Annotated in this window: 9 protein-coding genes; 6 read left to right on the forward strand and 3 right to left on the reverse strand. The window is 60.4% G+C overall.

Annotation, left to right across the window (positions count from 1 at the left end; all coding sequences use genetic code 11):
- Nucleotides 1-88: 88 nt before the first annotated feature.
- Complete coding sequence (locus ACZ47E_RS16230; protein ID WP_464017028.1) at nucleotides 89-1,315, reverse strand: MFS transporter; 1,227 nt, start codon at nucleotides 1,313-1,315, stop codon at nucleotides 89-91.
- A gap of 120 nt (nucleotides 1,316-1,435) precedes the next feature.
- Between ACZ47E_RS16230 and ACZ47E_RS16235 the strand changes: the two genes are divergently transcribed.
- Nucleotides 1,436-2,029, forward strand: a complete 594-nt coding sequence (locus tag ACZ47E_RS16235) for a TetR/AcrR family transcriptional regulator (RefSeq protein ID WP_464017029.1) — start codon at nucleotides 1,436-1,438, stop codon at nucleotides 2,027-2,029.
- Nucleotides 2,030-2,068: 39 nt separating this feature from the next.
- Here ACZ47E_RS16235 and ACZ47E_RS16240 read toward each other — a convergent pair whose 3' ends face one another.
- Nucleotides 2,069-4,177 carry a sensor histidine kinase gene (locus ACZ47E_RS16240; RefSeq protein ID WP_207590940.1) on the reverse strand — a complete coding sequence of 703 codons (2,109 nt, stop codon included), beginning with the start codon at nucleotides 4,175-4,177 and terminating at the stop codon, nucleotides 2,069-2,071.
- A complete protein-coding gene (locus ACZ47E_RS16245; protein ID WP_464017030.1) occupies nucleotides 4,174-4,914 on the reverse strand; it encodes a response regulator transcription factor in 741 nt (246 codons plus the stop codon). The genes ACZ47E_RS16240 and ACZ47E_RS16245 overlap by 4 nt, the downstream gene beginning before the upstream one ends.
- Nucleotides 4,915-5,153: 239 nt before the next feature.
- On the opposite strand from ACZ47E_RS16245, the gene ACZ47E_RS16250 reads away from it, so the two are divergent.
- The 5 genes from ACZ47E_RS16250 (at nucleotide 5,154) to ACZ47E_RS16270 (ending at nucleotide 12,011) form a co-directional block, all read left to right on the forward strand.
- Entirely contained in the window at nucleotides 5,154-6,152 is a 999-nt protein-coding gene (locus ACZ47E_RS16250; RefSeq protein ID WP_464017186.1) for an ABC transporter substrate-binding protein, read from the forward strand.
- A gap of 114 nt (nucleotides 6,153-6,266) precedes the next feature.
- The gene (locus ACZ47E_RS16255) at nucleotides 6,267-7,292 is read left to right on the forward strand and encodes an ABC transporter substrate-binding protein (protein WP_003503939.1); all 1,026 of its coding nucleotides are present in this window, start codon (nucleotides 6,267-6,269) and stop codon (nucleotides 7,290-7,292) included.
- An 85-nt stretch (nucleotides 7,293-7,377) separates the two neighbouring features.
- Nucleotides 7,378-9,609, forward strand: coding sequence for an ABC transporter permease (locus ACZ47E_RS16260; RefSeq protein ID WP_464017031.1), 2,232 nt, complete (start codon nucleotides 7,378-7,380; stop codon nucleotides 9,607-9,609).
- On the forward strand, nucleotides 9,606-10,667 hold the full coding sequence (locus tag ACZ47E_RS16265; RefSeq protein ID WP_464017032.1) for an ABC transporter ATP-binding protein: 1,062 nt from the start codon (nucleotides 9,606-9,608) through the stop codon (nucleotides 10,665-10,667). The genes ACZ47E_RS16260 and ACZ47E_RS16265 overlap by 4 nt, the downstream gene beginning before the upstream one ends.
- Before the next feature lie 306 nt (nucleotides 10,668-10,973).
- On the forward strand, nucleotides 10,974-12,011 hold the full coding sequence (locus ACZ47E_RS16270; protein ID WP_004438202.1) for an NAD(P)-dependent alcohol dehydrogenase: 1,038 nt from the start codon (nucleotides 10,974-10,976) through the stop codon (nucleotides 12,009-12,011).
- Nucleotides 12,012-12,176 lie beyond the last annotated feature (165 nt).

A 12,176-nucleotide genomic window follows, 5' to 3' on the forward strand; every position in this document is an offset into this window, starting at 1 on the left:
CCGCATATCCTGCGCGGAGAAGCGTTTTTGAAGCGTCTACTCATGAGAAGCGGTGCGGTCCGTCCGTTTCAGTGTCTGCCAGCCCGGATCATTCGGCGGGCTGCGCTGCCGGAGACCCACCCGGATACCTTTGCTCCGCCGAGAGGCTGCGCTGACCAAGCCCAATGATCGTCACCGTTGAAAGGCTTGCGGCGACCGACACCCAGAAGCCATTGCCCGGGCCGAAATTGTCGATCACCCATCCCGAGACGAAAGCGCCCAGTGCCATGCCGATACCGATACCGGTCATGACCCAGGTCACGCCTTCCGTCAGCATCGATTCCGGCACCCGGCGTTCAATCAGGCCGAAAGCGGTGATGAAAATGGGAGAGATTGCCACACCGCTGAGGAACACGGCAAAGGCAAGCAGGGCGACACTGGATCCCGCGACGAGGAGCGGCAGCGCCGTCAGGGCAAGAACGCTGACAGCGATCAGCAATTGCCGGTGCAGCGGCGTTTTCGGGTTGAGCGCACCAAGAAGCAGGCCGACGACGAAGGAGCCAATGGCATAGACGCCGATGACGAGGCTGGCTGCTTCCGGCTGGCCGAGTTCCTTGGTGATGGCGACGGCGCTCACCTCGGCGGTGGCGAAAGTCGAGCCGACGAAGATCAGCGCGACCGTGATGATCTGTACCGGACGCAGCCATATTGCAGAACGCTGCCGACGGCCGCCCTCGACCGGACGCACTTTGGGTTCTGTGGATCGCTGCAGAAGAAAGGCAAATGTTCCGACCGCCAGAAATGCCGTGCTGATCATCATGCCCGCTTCTGGAAAAAGCGAAACCGCAAGCCCGACGGAAAGCGATGCACCCGCAATGTAGACAAGTTCGTCAGCCGCGGATTCGAAGGCAAAGGCCGTATTCAGTTCCGGCCGGTCCCGAAAGAGTTCCGTCCAGCGGGCCCGCATCATGGCGGGGATGCTTGGCATGGCGGCGGCGAGGAAAGCGGAAAGAAACAGCGTCCACGCCGGCCATCGCTGATTGGTGGCGATGATCAACGCCGCAAAGGCGAGGACGGATAGAATGGTCGCGGGGATGAGAACGCTGCTTTGGCCCCGGCGGTCCACCAGCCGCGAGATTTGCGGCGAGACGGCGGCATTGGTCAGCGCGAAGGTTGCCGATACGGCGCCTGCCAGCCAATATTCGCCATGCGTTTGCGACAACATGGCCACGATGCCGATCGGCGCCATGGCGATGGGGAGGCGGGCAAAGAAACCTGCAGCTGAAAAGCCTTTGGCGCCTGGAACCCGGAAAATTTCTCTGTATGGATTAGACATCGGATGCACCTTGTTTAGGGAGTATCCACCACACACATACGTGGCGTATGTAAATGAAATAATTGCATACGCGGCGTATGTCAACTAATATACGCGACGTATGTAGATGCTGGAGCAAAAATGCGCAAACCTCGCAGTGAAATGATTGTTGAAACGCGGGCAAAGCTGCTGGCTGCCGGACGCAGGGCGTTTGGCAGTATCGGTTATGCTGAGGCCTCCATGGATGATTTTACCGCCGAGGCAGGGCTGACCCGTGGTGCGCTCTATCATCATTTCGGTGACAAAAAGGGTTTGTTGCTGGCGGTGGTGGCCGAGATCGACGCGGAGATGACAAAAAGGCTTTGCGAGATTTCTTCGAGAGCCTCGACGCGTTGGGAAGGGTTTGTCGAGGAGAATGTCGGCTATGTCCGTATGGCGCTTGAACCGGAAATCCAGAGGATCATGTTTCGCGATGGACCGGCCGTCCTTGGCGATCCATCCCGCTGGCCGAATGCCAATGGCTGTATCTCCGCTGTTTCGCGCAGTCTCGATGCGCTCAAGCAGGAGGGAACGATCGCCGATATCGATTCCGAGGCGTGTGCCCGTTTCATCAATGCGGCAAGCAGCAGCGCAGCCCAGTGGATTGCCAATTCTGACGATCCGGAAACAACGTCGGAACGGGCCGTAAGGAGTTTCCGGACCTTTCTGGATGGATTGCGCATCAGCAAGGGCTGATCCCCGGGCGGCAGCGCCCCGACACCCGATCCTGCAATGTTATCTCGCCTGCCCGGCATGAATCGGGAAAAGCAGCTGTACCCTTGCGCCCTCACCGGGCTTTGAATGGATGTGGGCTTCGCCACCGCTCTGGCGCACGAAACCATAGACCATGGCAAGTCCCAGGCCTGCGCCTCCATGGTCCCCCCGGGTGGTGAAATAGGGTTCGAAGGCCTTGTCCACGGCCTCCGGCGTCATGCCGATGCCCTCGTCCGAGACGGTTATCGCCAGAGTATCCTTCTCGCAGGCCGCCTCGATTGAAATCAGGCCGCCGTCCGGCATGGCGGCCGCGGCGTTGAGGCAGAGATTGAGGATGGATTGCTCGAAGAGGGCGGGGTCGAGCGGGATGGCGGGAAGATCATCATCGAGATCGAGTGCAATACGGCATTTGGGGCCAACCGCGATCTCGAGAATATCGGCCATGCCGCGCAGGAGATTGGCCACGTTAATGCAGCTTGGATGGATGGGCTGCTGGCTGCCGATGGTCAGCATGCTGCTGGCCAGGGAGCGGCCGCGATCAGCTGCCTTGCGAATGCGGGCAATATGCCGGTTCTGGCGGTCATTGAAACCGGCCTCTCGCTCCAGAAGGCCGAGGCTGCCGGTGATGATGCCGATCATGTTACCCACCTCGTGGCTGACCTGGTGGGTCATGCGCATGATGCCGTCCAGCCGCTGGGCCTTGACTGCTTCCGCCTCCTGCCGGTCTAGCGCGGTCACATCGCGGGCAAGCAGCACGATGCCGCCATCCGGCTGGCGCGACATCGATATTTCTATAACCCGCTGGTCGGCGGTTCGATGCCGCACCACGGCGCGCTCCAGCAGGTTCCCATGCCCACCATCGAAGGGCAGCAGCGTCGAATCGATTTCGGGAATGGGCTCGACGAACCGGCGGATCGGCAGCTTTCGGGATGAGCCGGAGCGCCCGACAAGTTCGATGATGCGGCGGTTCATGGTGATAGGCCGCCCGGCCGGATCGAACAGCGCTATTCCCTCATTCATGTTGCGGAATGTGGAGCGGATGGTGCGGGCTGCGGCTTCGGCCGTACGCCTGAGGCGAGAGACACGGTCGACGCTGTCGTGGAAGGCGCGAAACGCGTCGAGCAGGCGGATGAGCTCCGTCTCGGGACCCGTATAGGAGGGCGGCCCGACATCAGTTTCCCCCTTGGCGAGGGCATTCATGCCGTTGGAGAGCGTCACGATGCCGCGCGAGACACGCATCACCGACCGGATCGAAAAGATCGCCACGATGAGAACCAACAGCGAGGCAACGGCGACAATGATCAGCAGCCGGTTGAGAGCATCGGAGGTGGAGATAAGGTCTTCGTTCAGACTGCGCGCGACCGCGTCGCCCTGCGTTTCGGTCACATGCGAAAGATCGCGCGACACGGTGTGAAGGCGCGAGACCGAGGCGCGGATCGCAAACATCTCCAGAAGGTAACGGCTCTGGGCCTCGAAAACCCGCTCATAGGGCTGAAGCTCGGCAATGGGCAGGCGCTCGCCCGGATAACCCTGCTGACGCGCCGTTGTTTCCGCCACATAGCGGCGGCGCAGTTCGCCAAGTTGAAAAAGACTGTCGGACGCGGACGCGGCCTGTACGATGCCATTCATCCGCCGGCGCAGCTCCGGATCGAGGATACCCTGACCGGTGGCGATTTCGCCGAGCGCGGCTGCCGCCTCCGCCTTGTGGCCCTGCGCGGCATCGGCATCCTTAGCGAGATCGAGTGTCTGCGCTCGGATACGCTGCAGCAGTTCAACGATACGCTCACTCGCAAAGCCGCGTGCTGCCCGCTCGCCGCTGCCCGGCTCTGTCATCTGCAGAAGCAGATCGACCTGCTGGACAACGGAGCGGCTTTCGCTGGAAACGCGATAGGGCGAGGCGGCATTCATCAGGAAAGGTGCACTGGAGACGAGATCGGAGACCTGCCGCGAGACCAGCGAGGCCTTGGCGAGACTGGAGAAGGCCTGCAATCCATAGGCCGCCATTTCATCGCGGGCGCGCTGCAATCCGTAAATCGCGATGGCGGACAGGCTGAAGACGAGGACGCAGGTAAAGACGATCGCAAAGGGCAGGCGAAAGGCGATGGAGGAAAGGAAGGAGCGGCTGATCACGGGTAGGGCTCGCCCTCATCGGTGTGGAGCACGTAACCCTTACCGCGCCGGGTCTTGATATGGCGCGGCAGATCGGGGTTTATCTCGATCTTGCGCCTCAGCCGCAGCACCAGCACGTCGACGTTTCTGTCGATATAACGGTCGCTCTCCGAACCCAGCCTGTCGAGAATCTGGGAACGGCTGACGGGCTGGTTGGGCGTCTCGGCAAGAACTTCCAGAAGCGCGAATTCGGCGCTCGTCAGTGTCCGGCTGCGGTCCGCGAGGCAGACAGCGCGGCGTGCATCAAGATCGATCGCCCAGTCGCCAAGCCGCAGCGCCGCGCGCCCGTGGTCACGCTCGCTGTCCTTCTCCTGTTTTAGCGAGGGAATTGTCCGGCGCAGGACGGCCTTGATCCGCGCCGTGAGCTCGATTGGTTCGAAGGGTTTGACCACGTAGTCGTCGGCGGCGGTTTCCAGGCCGAGCACCCGGTCGGCGGCACTGCCGGCGGCGGTGACCATGACGATGCCGATGTCGATCTGGCTGCGCAGCCGCTGGGCGAAGGTGCGCCCGGACGTGCCAGGCAGATTGTGATCGACGAGGACGAGCTGCATCCTGTCCTTTGCCAGTATCTCGGCGGCCTCCTCTGCGGAGCGCGCACAGGTGGGCAGCCAGCCCTCGGCCTCGACGAGATCCGAGATAAGCTCGGCCATATCCGGATCGTCCTCGACGATCAGAATGCGAACCTTCTGATTAAGCACTGCAACTTCCTCCCGCCACCATCATAGGCATGGTGGCGGCTATCTTCAAAGGCTCGCTGGTTATCTCTCCTGTCATAATTGTAATATCTGTAATCTTGTTCGGCAGTGCGGTGAAAGATTGGTAACCATTCTTCGATTGCGGTGCTGACAGGATGTGACATGCTGTTGATGGAGACTGGAACGGGGAGGTTCCAGGCAGGGAGGCTTAATTGAAAGCATTGACCGCACTTGCGGCGAGCATGGTCCTTTGGCTGTGCGGCGCAGGGCATGGCATGGCCGAACCGAAGTTGAACGTCCTGTGCGGCGTCGATGAGGCCTGGTGCGTGACCATGCAGCGGGCATTCGAAGCCAAGACCGGACTTGAAATTTCGATGGTTCGCAAAAGCACCGGCGAAATTCTCGACCAGATTCGCGCCGAGCGATCCCATCCGACAGTCGACGTATGGTGGGGCGGCACCGGCGATACACATTTGCAGGCAGGTTCCGAAGACCTGCTGGACGAATATCGGCCCGCCAATCAACAGGATCTGTTGCCCTGGGCGCAGAACTTCAATGCGATGTCCGGGTCGAAATCGGCTGGAATTTATGCTGGCGCGCTTGGTTTTGCCTATAATTCGGAACTGCTTGCCAAAAACAGCTTACCCGCTCCCACCTGCTGGAAGGATTTGGCCAAGGACGTCTATCGCGGCCATATCCTGACCGGCAATCCGAACTATTCCGGCACGGCCTTCACCATGCTCGCCACGCTTGTGCAGCTGTTCGGCGAGGAAGAAGCCTTTGGTTTCATGACGAAGCTGAACCTCAATGTCGTGGGTTATACCAAGGTCGGTTCGGCACCCGTCAAGGCGGCGGCGCGGGGTGAGGTTCTTATCGGGATTTCCTTCATGCATGATGCCGTGACCCAGAAGATCGAGGGTTTCCCGCTGGTCATCGTCGCGCCCTGCGAGGGCACCGGCTACGAGATCGGGGCGGTCAGCATTGTCAAGGGCAACCACAATACGGCGCTTGCGCAGACCTTCGTGGAATTTGCGCTGAGCCCTGAAGGACAGGAAACCGGCGCCATAGCCGGCCAGAACCAGGTGCCGTCCAACGCTTGGGCGACATTGCCGCTGACAGCACCTGATATATCGATGATCAAGATGGTGGATTACGACTTTGCCACCTTCGGCCAGCCGGAAGAGCGAAGTCGATTATTGAGCCGCTTCGACAGCGAGATTCACCCGAGCCAGACCCAGTAGGGTCAAATACCAAAAATCCCGAAAAGACAGCACGCGCGCCACAAGGCGCCGCGATCGGCAGGGCCATGTCTGCGCGTGACCCGAAATTCAGACGCAAGCTACAGGAGGATAACCATGCGACTGACGATACTTTCCACTCTGCTTTTTGCCGGTACGGCACTGAGCGCCGTTTCCGCGCAGGCGGCCGGCGAACTGAACCTGATCTGCTCGGCCGATGTCGTCATCTGCGAACAGATGAAGGGCGATTTTGAAAAGTCTCATGACATCAAGGTCAATATGGTGCGCCTGTCTTCGGGCGAGACCTATGCCAAGGTGCGCGCGGAAGCCCGCAACCCGAAAACAGATATCTGGTGGGCCGGCACGGGCGATCCGCACATGCAGGCAGCCTCGGAAAACCTGACGCTCGAATACAAGTCGCCGATGCTGGATCAGTTGCAGGACTGGGCGGTCAAGCAGGCGGAGAGCACGGGTTACCGGACTGTCGGCGTTTATGCCGGTGCGCTGGGCTGGGGTTACAACACCGAGATATTCAAGTCCAAGGGTTACAAGGAGCCAAAGTGCTGGGCCGACCTTCTGGCGCCGGAACTCAAGGGCGAAATCCAGATCGCCAATCCGAATTCTTCGGGTACCGCCTATACCGCGCTTGCCTCACTTGTGCAGATCATGGGCGAGGATCAGGCCATCGATTACCTGAAGAAGCTCAACGCCAATATCTCGCAATATACCAAGTCCGGCTCGGCACCGGTCAAGGCGGCCGCGCGCGGCGAGACGGCGCTCGGCATCGTCTTCATGCATGATGCGGTGGCCCAGACTGCGGAAGGTTTCCCGGTCAAGTCAATCGCTCCGTGCGAGGGCACGGGCTACGAGATCGGCTCCATGTCGATCATCAAGGGCGCCCGCAACCTCGACAATGCAAAGACCTGGTACGACTGGGCGCTGAAGCCGGAGGTCCAGTCGCGCATGAAGGACGCCAAGTCCTTCCAGCTGCCGTCCAACAAAACGGCGGAAGTGCCGAAAGAGGCACCGAAGTTCGAGGACATCAAGCTCATCGACTACGACTTCAAGACCTATGGCGATCCTGCCAAGCGCAAGGCGCTGCTGGAACGCTGGGATCGCGAAGTTGGTGCGGTCGCCAACTGATCTGAACTCCGGCGATCGGCATCCCGGCTTTTGAAGCCGGGGTGTCCGCCACTCTTTCATCGGCATGAAACAAGCGAGGTCGGCCATGACACGTGGCAATCGCAGGCTGGACATCGTCCTGGCGTTCGGGGCTTTCGCCCTCATTCTTCTTCCCTGGTATCGCATCGAAGGCGGCTTTTACAGCTTCCGCTGGCTGTCCGGGTTTTTCTCCTCCGCCAGCAATGCGCCAGGTGTGTTGCAGATACTGTCTTATGGAAAACCATGGCTGGTCGGCATTGTCATTTTCTTCCTTGCCGCATGCCTTGTCCGGCCGATCCGTGATCCGATGCGCCGGGGCGGTTTGCTTGCATTCATTGGCGCTGCTGGTCTCGTCTTCCTCGCCTTGCAAGGGCTGGCCATCGGCTTTACCGGCTGGACCTGGACAATCAGCGAAAATCTCTTCGGCATGCTCGCCGATGGCCAGCCGTCCATGGGGGCGGGGGCCGTCGTCATGTCGTTCGTCTTCGTGCTTCTTTTTGCCTTCGGGCTTGCCGAACGTGGTGTCATGAAGGGCGATGCCTTTGTCGTCGGCGCCATTTCCGTTCTGGTTTTCCTCGTTACGGTTTTTGTCTTCTATCCGATCGGGAGTATGCTGGTTGCGTCCGTTCAGGATTTCGACGGCTCCTTTAATGCCGATGGATTCATTCGCAATATCAAGGATCCCGGCATATGGAGCCTTGGCTGCGTCGTGGGTGAGGAGCGCTGCGGTGTTGCCTGGCGCACGCTCTTCCTCGCGCTGATGACCGCCTTCGGTTCGACCGTGCTCGGCCTTGGCTTTGCCCTGATCGCCACCCGTACGCGCTTTCCCTTCAAGAAGGGACTGCGGCTCCTGACGGTGCTGCCAATCATAACGCCGCCTTTCGTTATCGGTCTGGCCCTGACGCTGCTCTTCGGCCGCGCCGGCGTCGTCACCGAATGGCTTTCCTATCTCTTCGGCATTGAGCCGGGTCGCTGGCTTTATGGCATGACCGGCATCTGGATCGCGCAGGTTCTTTCGTTCACGCCCATCTCGTTTCTGGTGCTGATCGGTGTAGTCGAAGGGGTGAGCCCCTCCATGGAAGAAGCCTCCCAGACGCTGCGCGCCGACCGCTGGCGCACTTTCTGGCGGGTTTCCCTGCCGCTGATGAAGCCCGGTCTCGCCAATGCCTTTCTCATCGGCTTCATCGAAAGCATGGCGGATTTCGGCAACCCGCTGGTGCTTGGCGGCACACACGGCGTCCTGTCGACGGAAATCTTCTTTGCTGTCGTTGGTTCGCAGAACGATCCGTCGCGCGCCGCGGTTCTGGCGATCATCCTGCTGTGTTTCACGCTTTCGGCGTTCCTTGCCCAACGCTTCTGGCTGGCAGGCAAGAATTTCGCCACGGTGACGGGAAAGGGCGACAGCGGCGCGCATATCGCGCTTCCGCGTGGCCTGTCCATCGGCGTTCATGCCGTTGTCGTGCCGTGGATGGCCTTCACAATCGTCGTTTATGGCATGATCCTTGTGGGCGGTTTCGTGAAGACCTGGGGTCTCGACAATTCCCTCACCTTCGACCATTACCTCCGCGCATTTTCCGTGAGTTTCTCCAACGGCTCCATCGCGTGGACCGGCGTTGCTTGGAACTCGTTCTGGACGACCATGAAGATCGCGCTGATTTCCGCTCCGCTCACCGCCGCAGTCGGTCTCCTGACGGCCTATATCATCGTGCGGCAGAAATTTGCCGGGCGGAACCTGTTTGAATTTGCGCTGATGATGAGCTTTGCCATTCCCGGCACGGTCATAGGCGTCAGCTACATCATGGCCTTCAACCTGCCTCCGGTGGAAATGACCGGCTCGGCGCTGATCCTGATCGCCTGCTTTGTGTTCCGTAACATGCCGGTCGGTGTGCGCGGCGGCATTGCGGCGATGAGCCAGCTGGACAAGAGCCTCGACGAGGCCTCGCTGACGCTGCGGGCCAACAGTTTCCGCACTATCCGCAAGGTCATCCTGCCGCTCCTGAGGCCCGCGATCACGGCCGCTCTGGTCTATTCCTTCGTGCGCGCCATCACCTCCATCAGCGCCGTCATCTTCCTCGTCAGCGCCGAATACAACATGGCGACGTCCTACATCGTCGGCCTCGTAGAAAACGGCGAATATGGGATTGCGATTGCCTATTCCTCCATGCTGATCGTGGTGATGATCACCGTCATTGCCGGCTTCCAGTTCCTCGTTGGCGAGCGTCGGCTGCGGCGCGAAAACCGCGTCGCTGGCCTACCATCCGCTTCCCCCGTTCCTCTTGCCCAGGAGAAAACCGCATGATTTCCGTTAAGCCCGGCTCCGTTACCTTCAATAATGTCCGCAAGACCTTTGGTGCTTTCACCGCCATACCGGACCTGTCGCTCACCATCGAACCAGGCACGCTGGTAACTCTGCTCGGCCCATCCGGCTGCGGCAAGACGACGACGTTGCGCATGCTGGCGGGCCTCGAACACCCGACGTCCGGCCGCATTCTCATCGGCGATCAGGATGTCACGATGCTGCCAGCCAACGAGCGCGATGTCTCGATGGTCTTCCAGTCGTATGCGCTGTTCCCGCACATGACGGCGCTCGACAATGTTGCTTATGGCCTGCAATCCTCCGGGCTACGCAAGGCGGAAGCGCGGGAAAAGGCGGAAGAGGGGCTGAAGCTTGTCGGCCTTGCCGGCATGGGGCATCGCCTGCCTGCCGAACTTTCCGGTGGGCAGCAGCAGCGTGTCGCGGTTGCCCGTGCCCTCGTGCTGGAGCCGCAGGTGCTGCTGCTGGACGAACCTCTTTCGAACCTTGATGCCCGCCTTCGCCGCCGGGTCCGTACCGAAATCCGTGAGTTGCAGCAAAGACTTGGTTTCACTGCGGTTTACGTGACGCATGATCAGGATGAGGCGCTCGCCGTCTCCGACCGCATCATCGTGATGAAGGATGGAGAGATCGCCCAGTCTGGCGCCCCGCGCGAGCTCTATGAGGCTCCAGCCTCCGCCTTCATTGCCGATTTCATGGGTGAGGCGAATGTCGTGGGCTGCGAAGTGGTAAGGCTGGATGGACCGGACGCAATGGTCCGCGTTGGGGGCATCGATTATCGGCTTTCCGCAGGCAACGCCAGGCTGGGGCCGGCGAAGCTTGCGGTTCGCCCGGGCTCGATTTCAATCGGTCAGCCCGGCGGGCAGGGGGTTGCCGGGCGGGTGCTGCACAGCGCCTATCTGGGCGGCCACGTGGAATACGAGGTGGAAACCGAGATCGGCACGCTTTTCATCATCGATCATATGGCGGAAACCGGCCTGCCGCCGGCAAGCGACGTCACACTCGGCTTCAGGAGCCGCGGTATCGCTTTGATCCAGGCCTGATCCCCAGGCAAGCCAGATGCGGTTCCGGCCTGCTTCTGGCTGTCGACGCGCTGTCAGCACGCCGCATTCCGGATCGCCGCCGTGCCGGGCGAATAGCTCCGGCAGACGAATCAGTCCTCATGTCCGGCTCGGGAAAGGACACGACGTCACGCCAGTGATGAGAAATTGCAGGCTCCTCGATACAGTTTTTCCTGTGTGAAGAAAAACCGGTTATTCCGGCGGATTTCTGTTTACTTTTGCCGAGGTTGCGCGCCATCACGCTGACTGAATTCGCTGCCAGGCGTATCGTAAACCACGGAGGATGAGATGAAGGCACTGGTGCTGGAAGAAAAAGGGAAGCTCGCGCTCAGGGACTTTGACATTCCCGGTAAACTCGGACCGAAGGATGTGCGTATCCGCACCCACACGGTCGGGATTTGCGGCTCCGACGTCCATTATTATACACATGGCAAAATCGGACATTTCGTCGTCAACGCCCCGATGGTGCTCGGGCACGAAGCCTCTGGAACGGTGATCGAAACCGGCGCCGAGGTAACGCATCTCAAGGCTGGCGACCGTGTTTGCATGGAGCCGGGTATTCCCGACGCAACATCGCGCGCGTCGAAGCTCGGCATCTACAATGTGGATCCGGCCGTCCGTTTCTGGGCGACGCCCCCTGTGCATGGTTGCCTGACGCCGGAAGTCATTCATCCCGCTGCTTTCACGTACAAGCTGCCGGACAATGTGTCCTTTGCGGAAGGCGCCATGGTGGAGCCCTTTGCCATCGGCATGCAGGCGGCGCTGCGTGCCCGCATCCAGCCGGGCGATGTCGCCGTGGTAACAGGCGCCGGTCCGATCGGCATGATGGTGGCGCTTGCCGCGCTCGCGGGCGGCTGCGCGAAGGTCATCGTCGCCGATCTTGCCCAGCCCAAGCTCGATATCATCGCCTCTTACGATGGCATCGAGACCGTCAATATCCGCGAGCGCAACCTCGCTGAAGCGATCGCTGAGGCGACTGACGGCTGGGGCTGCGATATCGTCTTTGAATGCTCGGGCGCTGCCCCCGCCATTCTTGGCGTTGCCGCCCTCGCACGACCGGGCGGCGCAATCGTGCTCGTCGGTATGCCGGTCGATCCGGTTCCGGTCGATATTGTCGGCCTTCAGGCCAAGGAACTTCGGGTCGAAACGGTTTTCCGCTACGCCAATGTCTATGATCGCGCCGTAGCGCTCATCGCATCCGGCAAGGTCGATCTGAAGCCGCTGATTTCTGCGACCATTCCCTTCGAAGACAGTATTGCCGGTTTCGACCGTGCGGTGGAAGCGCGGGAAACGGACGTCAAACTGCAGATAGTGATGCCGCAATAAGTGCCAGACATTCGCTCGCTGATGCATAAGCGGCGAAAGGTGCGCGGAAAAGTATAAGTAGGGCCTGCCTGTGGCAGGCAGGCCCTACTCCAAAAATTCATCACAGATCGCCTCCTGATGAGAATTGTTTGGGCGCATCACGGCAAATTGAGCAAAAAAAACAGG

This window comes from Agrobacterium sp. 5Ca39 (assembly GCF_055382365.1).